At 76.6% G+C, this 16,335-nt stretch carries 15 protein-coding genes; 6 read left to right on the forward strand and 9 right to left on the reverse strand.

Annotated elements, in window-relative coordinates; all coding sequences use genetic code 11:
• Nucleotides 1-158 precede the first annotated feature (158 nt).
• Nucleotides 159-1,118 carry a hypothetical protein gene (locus AB0883_RS02095; RefSeq protein ID WP_366638719.1) on the reverse strand — a complete coding sequence of 320 codons (960 nt, stop codon included), beginning with the start codon at nt 1,116-1,118 and terminating at the stop codon, nt 159-161.
• Between the two features lie 91 nt (nt 1,119-1,209).
• On the opposite strand from AB0883_RS02095, the gene AB0883_RS02100 reads away from it, so the two are divergent.
• Nucleotides 1,210-1,734 (forward strand): DUF488 domain-containing protein, encoded by a 525-nt coding sequence (locus AB0883_RS02100; RefSeq protein WP_366638721.1) that lies wholly within the window; start codon nt 1,210-1,212, stop codon nt 1,732-1,734.
• Between the two features lie 42 nt (nt 1,735-1,776).
• Here AB0883_RS02100 and AB0883_RS02105 read toward each other — a convergent pair whose 3' ends face one another.
• From AB0883_RS02105 to bioB, 3 genes are read right to left on the reverse strand one after another with little or no spacing between them, the layout of a single operon-like run.
• Nucleotides 1,777-2,283, reverse strand: coding sequence for a GNAT family protein (locus tag AB0883_RS02105; protein WP_366638723.1), 507 nt, complete (start codon nt 2,281-2,283; stop codon nt 1,777-1,779).
• 5 nt (nt 2,284-2,288) lie between these two features.
• On the reverse strand, nt 2,289-2,510 hold the full coding sequence (locus tag AB0883_RS02110; RefSeq protein ID WP_366638725.1) for a hypothetical protein: 222 nt from the start codon (nt 2,508-2,510) through the stop codon (nt 2,289-2,291).
• 8 nt (nt 2,511-2,518) lie between these two features.
• Complete coding sequence (gene bioB / locus AB0883_RS02115; RefSeq protein WP_132233178.1) at nt 2,519-3,514, reverse strand: biotin synthase BioB; 996 nt, start codon at nt 3,512-3,514, stop codon at nt 2,519-2,521.
• 155 nt (nt 3,515-3,669) lie between these two features.
• Between bioB and AB0883_RS02120 the strand changes: the two genes are divergently transcribed.
• From AB0883_RS02120 to AB0883_RS02135, 4 genes are all read left to right on the forward strand, one after another.
• Nucleotides 3,670-4,806 carry an 8-amino-7-oxononanoate synthase gene (locus tag AB0883_RS02120; RefSeq protein ID WP_366638726.1) on the forward strand — a complete coding sequence of 379 codons (1,137 nt, stop codon included), beginning with the start codon at nt 3,670-3,672 and terminating at the stop codon, nt 4,804-4,806.
• A gap of 193 nt (nt 4,807-4,999) precedes the next feature.
• Nucleotides 5,000-5,728, forward strand: a complete 729-nt coding sequence (gene bioD, locus AB0883_RS02125; RefSeq protein ID WP_366638728.1) for a dethiobiotin synthase — start codon at nt 5,000-5,002, stop codon at nt 5,726-5,728.
• Nucleotides 5,729-5,782: 54 nt separating this feature from the next.
• Complete coding sequence (locus AB0883_RS02130; RefSeq protein WP_366638730.1) at nt 5,783-7,507, forward strand: histidine kinase; 1,725 nt, start codon at nt 5,783-5,785, stop codon at nt 7,505-7,507.
• Nucleotides 7,504-8,181 (forward strand): response regulator transcription factor, encoded by a 678-nt coding sequence (locus tag AB0883_RS02135; protein ID WP_366638732.1) that lies wholly within the window; start codon nt 7,504-7,506, stop codon nt 8,179-8,181. Before AB0883_RS02130 ends, AB0883_RS02135 begins: the two co-directional genes overlap by 4 nt.
• A 37-nt stretch (nt 8,182-8,218) precedes the next feature.
• Here AB0883_RS02135 and AB0883_RS02140 read toward each other — a convergent pair whose 3' ends face one another.
• The 4 genes from AB0883_RS02140 to AB0883_RS02155 form a co-directional block, all read right to left on the reverse strand.
• Nucleotides 8,219-8,971: an ABC transporter permease gene (locus AB0883_RS02140; protein ID WP_366638734.1), complete on the reverse strand. Its 753-nt coding sequence runs from the start codon at nt 8,969-8,971 to the stop codon at nt 8,219-8,221.
• A complete protein-coding gene (locus AB0883_RS02145; protein ID WP_366638735.1) occupies nt 8,968-9,900 on the reverse strand; it encodes an ATP-binding cassette domain-containing protein in 933 nt (310 codons plus the stop codon). Before AB0883_RS02145 ends, AB0883_RS02140 begins: the two co-directional genes overlap by 4 nt.
• 395 nt (nt 9,901-10,295) lie before the next feature.
• Nucleotides 10,296-11,459, reverse strand: coding sequence for a cytochrome P450 (locus tag AB0883_RS02150; protein ID WP_366638737.1), 1,164 nt, complete (start codon nt 11,457-11,459; stop codon nt 10,296-10,298).
• Between the two features lie 9 nt (nt 11,460-11,468).
• The gene (locus AB0883_RS02155) at nt 11,469-12,137 is read right to left on the reverse strand and encodes a methyltransferase (RefSeq protein ID WP_121398951.1); all 669 of its coding nucleotides are present in this window, start codon (nt 12,135-12,137) and stop codon (nt 11,469-11,471) included.
• Between the two features lie 241 nt (nt 12,138-12,378).
• Between AB0883_RS02155 and AB0883_RS02160 the strand changes: the two genes are divergently transcribed.
• Nucleotides 12,379-13,260: a hypothetical protein gene (locus AB0883_RS02160; protein WP_366638739.1), complete on the forward strand. Its 882-nt coding sequence runs from the start codon at nt 12,379-12,381 to the stop codon at nt 13,258-13,260.
• Nucleotides 13,261-13,338: 78 nt separating this feature from the next.
• Here AB0883_RS02160 and AB0883_RS02165 read toward each other — a convergent pair whose 3' ends face one another.
• Nucleotides 13,339-16,269 carry a M36 family metallopeptidase gene (locus tag AB0883_RS02165; RefSeq protein WP_366638741.1) on the reverse strand — a complete coding sequence of 977 codons (2,931 nt, stop codon included), beginning with the start codon at nt 16,267-16,269 and terminating at the stop codon, nt 13,339-13,341.
• Between the last annotated feature and the right edge of the window lie 66 nt (nt 16,270-16,335).

Raw genomic sequence — 16,335 nt, forward strand, 5'->3', positions numbered from 1 at the left:
CCCCACGCAACACCCCCCCCCCCCCACCCCCGCCCGGGCCCCCCCCCCCCCCCCCCGGGCCCCCCCGCCCCCCCGCGGGGGGCGCGCACGACCCCGTCCGCGCCACCGGCGAGATCTTGGACAGTTGCCGTTCCCCGTGGCCGGCAACTGTCCAAGATTCACCCCTCGGGGCGCCAGCCGGCGGCCGTCAGGGCGCGGCGGAGCGAGTCGGCTACCTCGGTGGGGCGGGCGCGGACCAGCCACGCCGGGAAGCGCAGGATGCGGTCACCCGAGGTCCAGACGTCGTTCTGGCGACGCATGTCGGCCGCCCACTGCCGGACGTCCATGTGGTGCGCCCCGTCGATCTCGACGTGCAACCCCCACTCCCGCCAGTACGCGTCCAGCCACCGCGTCCGCCCGGAGGCGTCGGCGCGCCGCTGCTGGAGGCGGGGCGCGGGCAGGCCGTGGCGGCGGCAGAGCCGGACGAAGTCGATCTCCGAGAGCGCCTCCGCGCCACCGGCGATGTCGGCCACGGTCTGCCGGATCAGCGCCCGCCGAGGGGCCCGGGGCAGGGCGTCCAGCACCGCCGTCAACTCCGTCGGCGTGACCCGGCGCTGCTGGCAGCCGGCCGCCAGCGCCGCCTGCGCCTGGTCGACGGTGCGGGCCCAGCCGGCCGCGTCCACCAGCGCCCGGGCGGTGGTGGTCCGCGGCGGGCGGGCGAGCTGGAGATGCGCCGCCGGCAGCACCGACGTGCGGTGCACGATCACCGCCGCCATGTCGATCGGCAGCCGGCCCAGCACGGTACGGCCCGCCCGCCGGTGCGCCGGCACGAGCACGTGCAGCGGCTCGCGCCGCAGCCCGCGTACGTCCGCCTCGGCGGCAGCCGTCGGGCCGGCCAGGACAGCACCGGGACCCGCGGCGAGCACGGCGACCCACAACCGCTGGTCCCGGGTCAGCCGGCCGTTGCCCAGCAGCACGACGCCCCGGCAGATCGAGCGCCAGCGTCCGGAGCGGACGCGTCCGCGTACGGTGCCCTCGGTCAGCGACCGGGTCGCCTGGGCGGTGGTGACGACGCCGGCCTGCTCGAACGCCAGCCAGTCGAGCGCGTCGGCCTCGTCGGCCGGAAGATCGGGGTACACCGTCCCACCGTCGCCGCCCGCCACGCCGCCCGCCGTCCCGTGCGCAGATCCCGGGCGGTAGGCGCCCGGGATTCGGGGCATTCCCCACGGTGTGACACTGCTGACGGTGGGGCACGGCGCGGCGGACCGGGAACGGCTGGGCGAGCTGCTGGCCGGCGCCGGGGTCGCGCTCGTCGTGGACGTGCGGCGGTTCCCGGCCAGCCGGACCAACCCCGACGTACGCCGGGAGGAGCTGGCCCGCTGGCTGCCGGCGGCGGGCGTGGACTACCGCTGGGAGCAGCGCCTCGGCGGCCGGCGGCACACCCCCGCCGGCGTCGAGGAGGCGGACACCTGGTGGACCGTGGCCGCCTTCCGGGCGTACGCGGCGTACACCCGTACCGCCGACTTCCGGGCGGCGCTGGACGCGGTGCTGGCCGACGCGGCGGCCCGGAGCACGGCGGTGATGTGCAGCGAGAGCGTCTGGTGGCGCTGCCACCGGCGGCTTATCGCCGACGTCGCGATGCTGGGGCGCGGCGAGCCGGTGCACCACCTGATGCCCGACGGCCGGCTCACCCCGCACCGCCCCGCCGAGGGCGCCCGCCGGCTGCCCGACGGCGACCTGGTCTGGGACGGGTGACCGACGGGGCTGGCGGCGCGCGTCCGGTGCGCGGTCGTCGGCTCAGTCGGCCAGTTCGTCGGCGAGCAGGTCCATCAGCAGCCCGTCGTGCCAGCGACCGTCCTCGCCGCGTTCGTAGCGGCGCAGCACGCCGACGGGGCGGAAGCCGACCTTCGCGTACGCCCGCACGGCCGCCGTGTTCGCCGCTGCCGGGTCGATGGTGAAGCGGTGGTGGTCGTGCTCGTCGATCAGGTGCCGGACCAGGGTGCGGATCGCGTCCCCGCCGAGCCCGGCGCCGCGCACCGCCGGGTCGAGGAAGAGGTCCATGCTGGCGTGTCGGTAGTCGGGGTCGTCCTCGGCGTACCACTGGATCGCGCCGACCACCCGGCCGTCGTGTTCGATCGCGTACACCGACAGGGCCTCGTCGTCGAGGTCGGCCCGGACGGCGGCGGCGAGGTCGTCGCCGCCGCGCCACCAGCGCCGGACCTCCGGGTCGGCCCGGATCGCGGCGAGCGCCGGCACGTCCCCGGCCGTCGCCGGCCGCAGGGTCACCGCCCGGCCCCGCAGCATCGCCCTCAGCCCCGCGTCTCGCCGTGCTCGACGCAGACCGCCGCCCAGCCGACCGGCAGCACCTGCACCTTCATCCGGCGGCGGCAGTGCGCGCAGAAGCGCGGCGGCTCCAGCACCCGGGCCGCCGCGCACCCGTCGTGCGACCCGGCCGCCACGGCCTCGCCGCAGCGGTCGCACCAGGCGGCCGACGCCCCGTCGGCCGCCGTCGCCGCGTCACTCGTCGTCATCGGGACGCTCACAGCGTCGCGGAGAGCGCCTTGACGGGCATCTTCAGGTCGTCGAGCAGCTCCAGGTCGGCGGTCGCCGGCCGGCCCAGGGTGGTCAGGTAGTTGCCGACGATGACCGCGTTGATGCCGCCGAGCAGGCCGTCGCGGGTGCCCAGGTCACCGAGGGTGATCTCCCGGCCGCCCGCGTACCGCAGGATGGTGCGCGGCATGGCCAGCCGGAAGGCGGCGATGGCGCGCAGCGCGTCCTTGCCCTCCACCACCGGCCGGTCGCCCAGCGGGGTGCCGGGACGGGGGTTGAGGAAGTTCAGCGGGACCTCGTGCGGATCCAGCTCGGCGAGCTGCGCGGCGAACTCGGCCCGCTGCTCCACCGTCTCGCCGAGGCCGAGGATGCCGCCGCAGCAGACCTCCATGCCGGACTCGCGGACCATCCGCAGGGTCTCCCAGCGCTCCTCCCAGGAGTGCGTGGTGACCACGTTGGGGAAGTACGAGCGGCAGGTCTCCAGGTTGTGGTTGTAGCGGTGCACGCCCATGTCGACCAGCTCGTCGACCTGCTCCTTGCTGAGCATGCCCAGCGACGCGGCCACCTGGATGTCGACCTCGGCCTTGATCGCGGCGACGCCCTCGCGCATCTGCTTCATCAACCGGGCGTCGGGCCCGCGCACGGCGGCCACGATGCAGAACTCCGTCGCCCCGGTCGCCGCGGTCTGCTTCGCCGCCTCGACCAGCGAGGGGATGTCCAGCCAGACCGACCGGACCGGGGAGGTGAACAGGCCGGACTGCGAGCAGAAGTGGCAGTCCTCCGGGCACCCGCCGGTCTTCAGCGAGACGATGCCCTCGACCTCCACCTCCGGCCCGCACCAGCGCATCCGCACCTCGTGGGCGAGCTGGAGGGCGGCGGGCAGCTGCTCGTCGGGCAGGTTCAGCACGGCGAGGACGCCGGCCTCGTCGAGACCGACGCCGTTCTCCAGCACCTGGGTTCGGGCCTGGTCGAGGATCTCTGGCATGGCTCGTACCCTACAAGGCCAGCTGGCCGGGATGAACGGCCCGCGTGTCGGTACCCGGGAGGCGGGGTGGACACGCCGGGCGCTGGCCGGCGGGTGGTAATTTCGCCCGGCGGAAGCGGCCGACGGCGGCCGGCGCGGGCGGCGTGGGGGTGACGGTGGCGGACTGGCTGGCGGCGCTCGACCGCCGCGCCGCACTGCGCGCGAAGGCGGGGCTGACCCGCCGGCTGCGACCGCGGGCCGCCGGCGACGCCGTGGTCGACCTGGCCGGCAACGACTACCTCGGCCTGGCCACCCACCCCGAGGTCACCGCCGCAGCGGCGGGGGCGCTGTCGGCGTACGGGCTGGGGGCCACCGGGTCGCGGCTGGTGCGCGGTTCCACCGACGCCCACCACGCGCTCGAGGACGCCCTCGCCGACTGGCTCGGCGCCGAACGGGCGCTCGTCTTCTCCTCCGGCTACCTGGCCAACCTCGGGGCGGTCCGGGCGCTGGTGCGGCCCCGTACGCTGCTCGTCTCCGACGCCCACAACCACGCGTCCCTGATCGACGGCTGCCGGATCTCCGGCGCGGAGACCGTGGTGACCCCGCACGCCGACGTCGCGGCGGTCGCCGCCGCGCTCGCCGCCGCGCCCGGCCGGCCGGCGGTGGTCGTCACCGAGTCGGTCTTCTCCGTCGACGGCGACCTCGCCCCGCTGGCCCGGCTGCACGCCGTGGCCCGGGAACACGGCGCGCTGCTGCTGGTCGACGACGCGCACGCCCTTGGGGTGACCGGCCCGGCCGGCGCCGGGGGTGTCGCCGCCGCCGGCCTCGCCGGCGAGCCAGACCTGGTGGTCACCGCCACCCTCTCCAAGGCCCTCGGCGGCGCGGGCGGGGTGGTCGCCGGGCCGGCGGAGTTCGTCCGGCACGTGATCGAGACCGGCCGGACCTTCATCTTCGACACCGCGCTGCCGCCGGCCGTGGCCGCCGGCGTGCACGCCGCCGTCGGGCTGGCCCGCGCCGGCGACGACCTGCGCGCGGAACTGGCCGACCGGGCCGCCCTGGTCGTACGCCGGCTGGGCGCCGTCGGGCTGGCGGTCTCCGCCCCCGACGGCGCGGTCGTCTCGGTCACCGCCCCCGGGCCCGAGGCGGCGAGCGCCTGGGCGGCCGACTGCCGCGACCGGGGGGTCGCCGTCGGCTGCTTCCGGCCCCCGTCCACGCCGGACGGCCGGTCCCGGCTGCGGCTGACCATCGGCGCCGGCACCCCCCGGGCGGACTTCGAGCGGGCCTTGGAGACCATCGTGGAGTGTGCCCCGTGAGCGCGAGGAGTGAGCCGGGTCTGCGAGCCACGCAGTCGCGAACTGAGGTGGCGTCCGTGAGCGCGAGGAGTGAGCCGGGTCTGCGAGCCCCGCAGTCGCGAACTGAGGTGGCGTCCGTGAGCGGGAGGAGTGAGCCGGGTTTGCGAGCCCCGCAGTCGTGGACGGGGGTCGTCCCGTGAGCCGGGGTCAGGACATGAGGGGGCCGTGGCGTGGGCCGGTGCTGGTGACCGGCACCGACACCGACGTCGGCAAGACGGTGGTCACCGCGGCGATCGCGGCGGCAGCGCAGGCGGCCGGCCTGCGGGTCGCGGTGGTCAAACCCGCCCAGACGGGTACGGCCGGCGGCGAGCCGGGCGACGTCGACGCGGTCAACCGGCTGGCGGCCCCGCTGACCGGCCGGACCCTGGCCAGCTTCCCCGACCCGCTCGCCCCACTGGCGGCGGCCCGGGTCGCCGAGCTGGCGCCGCTGGAGCTGCACACCGCCGTCGACGCGGTCCGCGAGGAGGCCGACAAGCACGACCTGGTGCTCGTCGAGGGCGCGGGCGGTCTGCTCGTACCGATGGGGCTGTGGCCGGAGGGCAAGCCCTGGACGGTGGCGGACCTGGCGGTGGAGCTGGGCTGCCCGGCCGTGGTGGTGACCCGGGCCGGCCTGGGCACCCTGAACCACACCGCGCTGACGCTGGAGGCGCTGGAGCGCCGGGCGGTGCCGGCCGGCGTGGTGGTCGGCGCCTGGCCGGCCGCGCCCGAGCTGGTGCACTGGGCCAACCTGACCGACCTGGTGCCGAAGCTGCTGGGCGCGCTGCCCGCCGGCACCGGGGCGATGGATCCGGGGGTCTTCCGCCGGTCCGCGCCCGGCTGGCTCACCCCGACGCTGTACGGGGTGCTCGACGACTGGCGCGCGTGGGCCGAGGAGATCAGCTGAGCACCTGACCTTCGTCGGTGTCGGCACAGATCGGGCGTGGGTAGCCTGGCCGCCGTGAAGAGCTGGTGGTCCGCCGGGGCGGGCGGGGGTGGGTGGTCCCGGGCGGCCGTCCGGCGGCGGAGCGCCGATCTGCTCCTGTGGGTGACCACCGCCGCCCCGATCGCGTACGCGCTTGTCACCCCGCCGCACTCGGGGCAGGCCACCGCCCGGCTGGCCGGCGCGCTGCTGCTGCTCGCCGGGGCGGTCGCGGCCAGCCGGCGGTGGCCGGTGGCCGCCCTGGTCGTCGTGGTGCTCGGGTCGCTGCTGGACGGCAACTTCCTCTTCGCGATCCCGGTGTTCGCCTACCTGACCGGTCGCCGCAGCGCCACCGCCGTCCCGGCCGCCGTCGCCTTCGCCGTGCTCGCGGCCGGCGGCACCGTGCTCAACCTGGGACTGCTCGGCACCGGCGCGGCCACCTGGTTCCTGCTCGCCTCCGTGCTGCTCTTCGCCGGGGTCTTCCCGTGGCTCGTCGGGCGGTACCGGCGCCAGCAGGCCGTGCTGGCCGACGCCGGCCGCCGGCACGTCGAGGCGCGGGACCGGGAGCGGCGGGGCGCCGCCGAGCGGATCCGGCTGCGGGAACGGGCCCGCATCGCCCAGGAGATGCACGACTCGCTCGGACACGACCTGAGCCTGATCGCCCTGCGCGCCGCCGCGCTGGAGGTCGCCGGCGACCTCGCGCCCCGGCACCGGGCCGCCGCCGGGGAGCTGCGGGCCAGCGTCGCCGCCGCCACCGAGCGGCTGCACGGGATCATCGGGGTGCTCCGGGAACCGGACGGCGCGGCGACCGTCCGGCCCGCCGACGAGAGCGTCGCCGAGCTGGTCGACGGGGCCCGCGAGGCGGGCATGGCGGTGCGCCTGGACGGCGCGGACGCCCTGGCGCGGCTGCCCCCGATGGCCGCGCACGCCGCGCACCGGGTGGTCCGCGAGGCGCTGACCAACGCCGCCCGGTACGCCCCCGGCGCGGCGGTCACCGTCGTGCTGGTCCGCGACGGCGACCAGGTCGAGGTGGCCGTCGTCAACGCGCCGCCACCGGCCGGTCCGCTGCCGGGTCCGCCGTCCACCGGTTCCGGCCTGCTCGCCCTCGCCGAGCGGGTACGGCTCGCCGGCGGCGCCCTGACGAGCGGTCCGTGCGACGGCGGCGGCTTCGCAGTCCGCGCCCGCCTGCCGGTCGCCGAGCCGAGCGGCGCCGACGCCCACCCGCCCGTGGCTGCTCGGCCGGGGGTCGACGCCCTCCCGCCGCGCACGGGCGATCCCGGCCCCGCCGGCAGGTGGGCGGTAGGCGGCTGGCCGGCGGGCGAGACGGACCAGCCGGGGTTTCCGGTCGCCCCGCCGGCGGGCACCGATCCGTCGGACGGCGGGTCGCCGGGGGAGCTGTCGGGGCCGTCGAAGTCCGCGACCGAGGCCGAGCGGCGGCTGCGCGACGCCCGCCGACGGGTCCGGCTCAGCCTGCTGACGGCGCTCGGCGCCCCGGCGGGTCTCGCGCTGGTCCTCTCCCTGGTCTACTACCCGGTCGCCACCGCCGGGACGGTCCTCGACGACGGGGCCTTCGCGCGGATGCCCGTCGGCGCGCAGCGCGCCGAGCTGACCGGGCTGCCCCGACGGCAACTGGCCCCGCCCGCCGGGACGGCACGCCCCGGTTGCGAGCACTACACCGACGGCAACTTCCCCCTGGCCCAGCCGACGTGGCGGCTCTGCTTCGTCGAGGGCCGGCTGGTCAGCAAGGAGCGGATCGACGGATGAACGCCGACACGGCCGGCCCGGTGCGGGTCGTCCTCGCCGACGACGAGGCGATGATCCGGGCCGGTGTCCGGGCCATCCTGGCCACCGATCCGGACATCGAGGTGGTGGCCGAGGCCGGCGACGGCCGGGCCGCGGTGGAACTCGTCCGGGCGCACCGGCCCCGGGTGGCGCTGCTGGACATCCGGATGCCGAGGCTGGACGGGCTCACCGCCGCCGCCGAGATCCGCCGGCTCGTGCCGGAGACGGCGACGCTCATGCTGACCACGTTCGGCGAGGACGACCACGTCGCCCGGGCGCTCGGGCACGGGGCGAGCGGATTCCTGCTCAAGGCCGGCGACCCGCGCGAGCTGATCGCCGGGGTGCACGCCGTCGCCGATGGTGGCGCGTACCTGTCGCCGCGGGTGGCCCGCCGGGTCATCGAGCTGGGCGGTGACCGGGTGGCCCGTCGGCCCGTGGCCCGGGACCGGCTGGCCGGGCTGACCGACCGGGAGCGGGAGGTCCTCGCGCTGGTCGGGGCCGGGCTGTCGAACGCCGAGATCGCCCGCCGGCTGCACCTCGTCGAGGGGACGGTGAAGAGCTACCTGACGAGCATCTTCACGCGGCTCGAGGTGCGGAACCGGGTGCAGGCGGCGATCCTCGCGTACGAGGCGGGGCTGGTCGAGCCGACCGGCTGACCCGCCCCGCCCCGGCACCGCACGCGTGCCCGGCGCCTCAGGCGTCCCGGCGGCGCATCGCGGCCCGGCCCAGCAACAGCGCCGCGCCGGCCCAGCCGGCGAGCAGGAGCAGCCCGACCGGCGCCGGGTACGGGTCGCTGTCCCCGGCCAGGAAGTGCCCGCCGGCGACCCCCGGGAAGGCGTCGGCGATCCGGTTGAGCACGGCGATGTCCGGCTCCTGCAACGACAGCGGAACGATCATCAGGGTGGCGACGAGCACGGTCAGGGTGAGCACCGCGCTGCGCAGGGCCGCGCCGAGCCCGAGGGCCAGCACGCCGACCAGTGCCAGGTAGGTCGCCACCGCGAGGACGTCGCCGACGGTGCCACCCGCCGGCGCGGCGCCCCAGCGGCCGAGCACCGGCCGCGCCACCAGCGCGCCGACCGCGCCGAGCAGCAGCCCGAGCGCGAACGTCACCGCCCCGGTCACCGCGGCCTTGGCCAGCAACACCCGGCCGCGCGACGGCGTGCACTGCAGGGTGGTACGGATCGTGCCGCTGGTGAACTCGCTGGTGACCACGAGCAGGCCCAGCGCCAGCACGGCGTACTGGGTCAGCTCGACCGAGCCGATCACGACGCTGCCGACGGTGACGATCCCGGCGTCGTCGGCCGGGTCGTCGTTGGTGTTCGCGTTGGCGGCGTAGATGGCCAGCTGACCGGCGGTGGCGGCCATCAGCAGCACCCCGGCCAGCAGCGACCACCAGGTGGAACGCACGGACCACAGCTTGGTCCACTCGGCGGAGATCGTGTTCATCGTGCCTCGTTCCGGGTCGGGGTGCCGGCGTACTCGACGCTGTCGGCGGTCAGTTCCATGAAGGCCTGTTCCAGGGACGCCCCGTGCGGGCTGAGCCCGTGCAACCGCACCCCCAGCTCGTACGCCAGATCGCCGATCCGCTCGACGGTGGCGCCGGTGACGGTCAGCTCGTCCGGGCCGGCCGGCTCGACGGCGGCCCCGGCGGCGGTGAGCCGCCCGGCGAGCGCGGCGAGGCCGGCCGGCTGCGGGCTGCGTACCCGCACGGCCACCGCGCTGCCGGCGATGACCTCGTCGATCGGGGCGTCGGCGAGCAGGCGACCCCGGCCGATCACCACCAGCCGGTCGGCGGTGAGCTGCATCTCGGTCATCAGGTGGCTGGAGACGAAGACCGTCCGGCCCTCGTCTGCCAGGGACCGCATCAGCTGCCGGACCCAGCGCACCCCGTCCGGGTCGAGGCCGTTGACCGGCTCGTCGAACATCAGCACCGGCGGGTCGCCGAGCAGCGCACCGGCGATGCCGAGCCGCTGGCCCATGCCGAGGGAGAGGGTGCGGCCGGGCTTGGCCGCGGCGCGGGCGTCCAGCCCCACGGTGGCGAGCACCTCGTCCACCCGGCGGTCCGGTATGCCGTTGCTGCGGGCCATGGCGAGCAGGTGCGCCCGACCCGAGCGGGCGGGATGCACGGCCCGGGCGTCGAGCAACGCGCCGACCTCGCGCAGCGGGCGCCGCAGCTCCCGGTACGTCCGCCCGCCCACGAGCGCCTGACCGGCGGTGGGCCGGTCCAGCCCGAGGATCATCCGCATGGTGGTGGACTTGCCCGCGCCGTTCGGGCCGAGGAACCCGGTGACCCGGCCGGGTCCGATGTCGACGGTCAGGGCGTCGACGGCGGCCGTGTCCCCGAACCGCTTGGTCAACCCACGTAATGTGATCATGCACTGACGCTAGGTCCGGCACCCCTGCCCCGACCGCGCCCGAACGGCACCACCGTCCACTGACTTTCGTCGGGTCCCTCCCGCCGCCTCCCCTCCCGCCCGCGACGTGTTCCGGTGCGGTGCGGTCTGGTGCGGTGCGGTGCGGTCTGTTGCGGTCCGGTCTGGTGCGGTGCGGTGCGCACGGTCGTGCCGTGCCGCGCCGACGACGCAGCCGCTACGCGGCCTGGTGGTCGCGCGAGAACGTCGGTGATCAGGACGGCATGGACGTTACGGGGCAGTTTTTAGGTACATGACGTCCTGATCACCGCAGGTTGGGCCGGTGTTCTTGGCCTGCCTCGGCGCGCGTGCCACGGCGCGCGCACCCACGGCGCGCGTGCCACGGCGGGCGTGGTGGTTCAGCGGCGGCGGACGACGAAGGCGTCAGGCATCCGGAAGGTCAGGTTGTCCGGGCACCACGGCTCGCGGAGCACGGTCACCCCGTCCAGCAGCGGGGCGGTCTCCGCGACCACCACCGCCGCCTCCATCCGGGCCAGTTGGTCGCCGACGCAGCGGTGCGCGCCCGCCCCGAAGGCCAGGTGCCGGCGGGAGCCGCGTTGCCCGGGCCGGAACTCGTCCGGCGCGTCGACGGTGGCCGGGTCCCGGCCGGCGCGGGCCAGCCAGAGCACGATGCTGGTACCCGCCGGCACCGCCGTCCCGCCCAGCGTGGTGTCCATCGCCGCCACCCGTCGCCAGGTCACGATCGGCGGCTCCAGCCGCAGCCCCTCCTCGACCACGTCGGCGACCGCGACGGTGCCGTCGCGCAGGCCGGCCAGCACGGCGGGCTCGCCGGTGAGCCGGTGCAGCAGCAGGGTGAGGAACTGCGAGGTCGTCTCCTGACCGGCCACCAGCAGGAAGAACAGCGCGCCGACCACCACGTCGGGCGGGTGCCCGGCGGCCCGCAGCGACCCGGCCAGCCCGCCCCCGGTCGCGGCGAACTCCCGCAGCACCCGGTGGAAGCGGCCCACCTCGGTGGCGAGGGCCTGCTGCCGTCCGGCGTCCAGCGGCGCCCAGAACAGCTCCAGCGCGGCGCGGGCGAACTCCTTGACGGCGCCGACCGGTGCGTCCGGCAGCTCGACCAGCCGCGCCAGCACCAGCAGCGGCAGGTCGGCGGCGAGTTCGGCGTACAGGTCCACCGACCCGCCGGCGTCCAGGGTGGCGGCGATCCCGCCGACGCGCTCCCGGACCAGCCCGGTCAGCCAGGGCCGCTGGGCGGCGACCCGCGTCGGGTGCAGGGCGTCGGCGACGATCGCCCGGATCGCCGGGTGGCTGGCGCCACCGTTGTTCGCCAGGGTCGGCGGCAGCCGGAACCGGTGCCCGGCCAGCACCCGCAGCGCGGCCACCGGCATCGGGGTCACCGCGTCCAGCGCGTTGTCCGGCCGGTACGTCGTCGGATCGGTGAGCACCTGGCGGACCAGGGCGTGCCGGGTCACGACCAGGTGAGCGACCCCCACGTGGTCGGCCACCCGGGCCACGTCCGGCCAGTGCGCGTCGGCGGTCTGCGCCCAGCTCCGGAACAGCACGCCGACACGCTAGCGGCCCGCCCCCGGCAGCCCCGCCCGCAACTGCCAGACCGTGGTGCGCTTCACCCGTACGCTCTCCAGCGTCTCGGGCACCGGCACGTCGTAGACGGCCAGCTCGTCGAAGCGGTCGTGCGGCAGGAAGGCCCGGCCGGGGTCGCCGACCAGCACCCGGGCCCCGGAGCGGGCGGCCCGGAGCAGGAAGCGCAGCACCCGGTTGGCCATCGCCTGGCTGTAGAACACGTCCCCGGCGAGCACCACCTCGGCCCCACCGGCGTCGCCGTCGAGGACGTCGCCGAGTTCGGCGTCGACGCGTACCCCGTTGGCCTCGGCGTTGACCGCGACGGCCGCGACGGCCAGCTCGTCGATCTCCACCGCGCGCACGGCGGCGGCGCCGGCCCGCGCGGCGGCGATGGCGACCAGCCCGGAGCCCGCGGCGAGGTCCAGCACCCGGCGGCCGGCGACCAGCTCCGGGTGGTCGGTGACGTACCGGGCCAGCGCCTGCCCGCCGGCCCAGGCGAAGGCCCAGAACGGCGGCGGCTGGGCGCTGCGGAACTCGCCCTCCGTCAACTCCCACAGCCCGATGGCGTCGTCCGCTTGGTGCAGCCGCACCTCGGGGACGAAGGCGACCGGGGAGAGGCTGGCGTGCAGCCGGACGAAGGCGGCGGAGAGGTCGGACACGCCGGCGATTGTCCCCCGCCGCCCGAACCCGCCGACCGCCGCCACCCCGGTCGCCTCCCGCCCGGCTGCTGTCGCGCGGCCGTCGGGGCCGGGCGTGTCGCCGGGGAGGGGTGACCGGTTCACCACCGTCGGTGAAATCGGCCCCCGCGCTTGGCGACCGGTGCGAACACGCCCGTCTACCGGCCGGCCGGCGGTCCTGGCAGCGTTGCGGGTTGGCGGCGACCGTCGGGAGGTGGGAACGGTGGCGACCGTGTGGCGGTACGCGCTACGGGCCGGGGTGGCGCTCGGCTGCCTGACCGGGGTGGGTCTGCCCGTGCCCGCGCGGGCGGCCTTCACCACCGAGCTGAGCGGCCTGCCGGCCGAGTTCACCGCCGGGGGCCGGGTGGAGACCGTCTCCGCCGTGGTGTCCCGCGACGACGGCGGCTGCGTGAAGGTCCGCTGGTCGATGGTGCTGCGGGTACGCGGGATCCGACTCGACCAGGTCAGGATGGACCGGGTGGAGGAGACCGGCTCGTTCCCGCTGGACATCCGCACCGACGGGGACGTGGCCCGGCTGACCGACCGCCGGCTCGACCCGGGCACGCTCTGCCCCGGGCGGACGGTCACCGCCCGCTACCGGTTGGCCTTCGCCGGGGACGTCACCCGGGGGCGGATCACCCTGGCGGCGGAGGCGTACGACGCGAACCTGCGGCTGCTGTCCCGGCAGACGGCGACGCGGTCGGTGGTCGGGTCGGACGCCCGCACGGCCGCGCCCGGGGAGCCGGAGCCCCGCGCCACCCCGCCGGATCCGACCGGACCGGCCGCGACGACCGGGGAAGCGGCGGAGCCCGGGGCGGCGCCCGCCGCCGACGAGCCGGTGACCGACGAACCCGCTACCGACGAGCCCGCGGCCGCCGGGGCGCCGCCGGCAGCCGGCGCGGGGCGGCCGGTGGCGGGGTCCGCTGGTTTCGGGGCCGTGCAGGCCGCGTTCCTGCTCGGCGGGCTGCTGCTCTCGCTCGGCCTCGGCCTGCTGCTGCGGCTGCGCCACCTGACCAGGGCGGCCGGCGCGGACGACGTCGTCGGGCCGGACCGGCGCTGGGAACGGGCCGCCGTGCCCGGGCGCTGGCGGGCCGCCCGCCGCTGACCGGGGCCGCCACCGGGGCCGGTCACCGGAGGTGGCCCGTCGGGGCCGGCCGGCGCGCCGACCGGCCCCGACGGGCGGTCACTTCGAGAACGCCTGGAACTCGGCGATACGCACCTGGGTACGCGCCGGGCTGGCGGTCGCGCAGTCGGTGGTGGTCGCCGGGTCGTCGTCCTGCTCACCGGCGTAGGCGGGGCCGCCGGTGCACTGGCTGGCGAGCACCTCCAACCGCAGGTGCGTGGCCAGCGTGGTCGGCACCAGGAACTCGCGCAGGTTGACGTCCCGCACGTACGCCCGGTACGCCCCGCCGGGGAACGCGTCGGGCGCGCTGGTGTGGATCCGCCGCCAGTTCGCCGGATCCGCGCAGTCGGTCGTCTTCGCGTTGCACGCCGACACCGCGAACGAGCGCAGCGCACTGAGCGCGTTCTGGCTGCCCGGGTCGGCGTCGCCGGCGATCGCCGGGCGCAGCATGGCGCTGACGTTCACCCGCTTCACGACCTGCGGGGCGTCCCCGGGCAGCGCCACGGTCACCTGCCGGCCGGCCACCCCGTCCAGGGAGGCCCAGTTGGTGGCCTCGGTGTCGTCGGCGATGCGCTCCAGGTTGACCCCGTCACCGGTCACCGTCGCGCCGGACGCCGTGGACGCCAGGTTCCGGCTCATCCGCAGGTCGACGTGCCCCGCCTTGCCGGCCTTGGCGACCACGGTCAGCCGCTGGTGGCCGAAGCCGGGCGCGACGGCGAGCAGCTGGTACGTGCCGGGCACCAGCTCGACGGTGTCCGGCAGCGCGGTGGCCGGGTCGGTGTCGGCCACCGGCACCGCCCGCGCCTCGTACGCCCCGACGTACACCCGGATCGGCGCGTCGGCGCTGTCGCCCTTCGGCCGGAGGGTGAGCACCGCGTTGTCGGCGCCGGGGGCGGCGAAGCTCGGCGTCGGGTCCGTGTCGGCGGCGCCGTTGGTGGCGGCGTCGCGGCCCATCCCGGAGCGGGCGAACTCGGCCCAGAGCAGGTCCTGGTTGGCGCCGCCGAAGCGGAGCAGGTCGGCGGTGAGCATGTTGTCCCGCATGTCGAGCATGCTCACCTGGCTGGCGGCCTGGAGCAGGAACGAGTCGAAGACCAGCTGCGACCAGCGCCGGTTGCCCGGGCACTGCTCCACGGCCACCCGGCCCTGCGCGCAGTCGAGCTGCCGCTGCGGGGTGCCGACCCCGTACCGCTTCATCAGCGCGGCGCGCACCCGGAAGTTGGTGGCGCTCCAGATCTCGCCGTCGGCGTGCACAGCGGGACCGCCGGTGTTGTAGCCGACGTCGGAGTAGTTCAGCGGGCTGCGGCTGAAGTCGTGGTTGCGGATGCCGCTGACCAGGTTGCCGGTGACGTAGCCGCCGGTGACGTAGGGCGTCTCGCCGGGGGCGCGCAGCCCGTGCTGGAACAGGTACTCGGCGGCGAGCAGGTCGCTCCACGACTCGCCCATCGAGCCGCCCTGGTGCCCGCTGATGCCGCTGTCCGGGCCGGCGATCATGCGGTTGGTGATGGCGTGGGTGTACTCGTGTCCGATCACCGTCATGTCGTAGTCGCCGTCGACGCAGGGCGGGTACGGCCCGCCGGCCTGCGGCTGCCACAGGTACATGTTGGTGGTGGGCGGCAGGCCGTCGCGCGGCGTGCCCTGGTTGGCGTTGTTCCGGTTGCCGCTGAGCGCGCCCTGCTGGGCGCGGCCCTGCTCGGCGTCGCCACCCAGGCCCTGCGGGGTCAGGTTGACCGCCTGGAGGTTCCAGGTGGCCTCGGTGAAGCCGAGGTGCCAGGCCCAGTCGTGCATCCGGTTGTGCATGGCGAACAGGTTGGCGATCGCGGCGTCGCCGTCGTTGCGCTGCGCGGAGGTGAACACCTCCGGGTTGCAGCGGGCCTGGTGCCACTGGTCGGTGAACGGGTACTCGTAGCGGCGCTCCGGGCTGGGCGTGGCCGGTACGGCCGGCGTGCCGCCGCCCCAGGAGAGCACGGTGTTGGCGGAGTTGCCACGGGGGGTGCCGGTCGGCGCGCCGGTGGCCGCGTCGACGTCCCAGGGCTGGCCGGTGGCCGGGTCGCGGAAGGCCGCCTGGCAGCCGGGCGCGGGGTCGCCGCACCAGCGCACCCGGGGATCCTGCCCGGGGCCGAGGTCGCGCGGCGGGGTGGCCGGGAAGACCGCCCAGCTCGGGTTGTCCGAGTCGAAGTCGACGAGGTCCTCGCGGACCAGCACCTGCCCGGTGATCCCGTCGACGTAGGTGGTGAACGCCTCCGGGTGGTCGGTGTCGGCGCCGATCAGGGTCACCTCGTAGGCGGCCCGGGGCCCGTCGAGCGGGGTGGGCACGGCGACGGCGCGGACGCTGTGGCTGCGCACGGCCTCGGCGGTCAGGCCGGCGTCGGCGCGCGCCGCGGCGTACGCCTGCTCGTCGGTGAGGGTGGCCGGCGCCGGAGCGGCGGTGTCCCGGGACAGCGAGGAGCTGACCGCGAGGACCTTGCCGCCGGCGACCGCGACGGTGACCAGGCCGTCGTGCCCGGCCGGCAGGTCGCCGAAGCGCTGGCGGAGGGTGACGACGGCGCCGGCGCCGATCGGGCGGACCAGGACCCGGTCCATCGCGTCGACCGCCGCGGCGTCCAGGCCGAAGAGGTCGTGGTGGCCGGTGAGGTACGCGCGGGCGGCCGCCTCCGGCTCGGCGGGGAGACCGGTGGCGAGGGGCGCGCTGCCGGGGCCGAGCGCGTGCGGGGTGCCGAGCCGGTTCCAGCGGGCGTCCGGGTCGGCCTTGCGCGCCAGGCCCCGCTGCCGCGCGTCGGGGGCGGCGGTGCCGGGGCGGTTGTCGACGTCGGCGTGCTGGTGCTGCCCCTCGGCGAACGGGCCGGAGCGCCGCTCGGCGGAGGCGCCGCCGGTGGGGGCGGCTGCGGTGGGGCCGGTGGGCAGCAGCGCGGCCGCCACCGCGGTCGCCGCCAGGACGGGGACGAGCCGGCGTCGCCGCCGGCTCATCCAGGGTGTCCACTCCGGTTGTGCCACGGGACCTCCTCGTGGGAGCGGGTGGCCGGCCCTCCGCCGGCCCGCGCAGCGCGGTTACGCATGCGC

The sequence above is a fragment of the Micromonospora sp. NPDC047812 genome (assembly GCF_040704175.1).
In the GTDB taxonomy this organism is placed as follows: domain Bacteria; phylum Actinomycetota; class Actinomycetes; order Mycobacteriales; family Micromonosporaceae; genus Micromonospora.

Excerpts from the sequence above, each read along its gene's own strand:
- AB0883_RS02105 (WP_366638723.1), bottom strand. The coding sequence starts at position 2,283 with ATGCTGCGGGGCCGGGCGGTGACCCTGCGGCCGGCGACGGCCGGGGAC.
- AB0883_RS02110 (WP_366638725.1), bottom strand. The coding sequence starts at position 2,510 with ATGACGACGAGTGACGCGGCGACGGCGGCCGACGGGGCGTCGGCCGCC.
- bioB (WP_132233178.1), bottom strand. The coding sequence starts at position 3,514 with ATGCCAGAGATCCTCGACCAGGCCCGAACCCAGGTGCTGGAGAACGGC.
- bioD (WP_366638728.1), top strand. The coding sequence starts at position 5,000 with ATGAGGGGGCCGTGGCGTGGGCCGGTGCTGGTGACCGGCACCGACACC.
- AB0883_RS02135 (WP_366638732.1), top strand. The coding sequence starts at position 7,504 with ATGAACGCCGACACGGCCGGCCCGGTGCGGGTCGTCCTCGCCGACGAC.
- AB0883_RS02140 (WP_366638734.1), bottom strand. The coding sequence starts at position 8,971 with ATGAACACGATCTCCGCCGAGTGGACCAAGCTGTGGTCCGTGCGTTCC.
- AB0883_RS02145 (WP_366638735.1), bottom strand. The coding sequence starts at position 9,900 with ATGATCACATTACGTGGGTTGACCAAGCGGTTCGGGGACACGGCCGCC.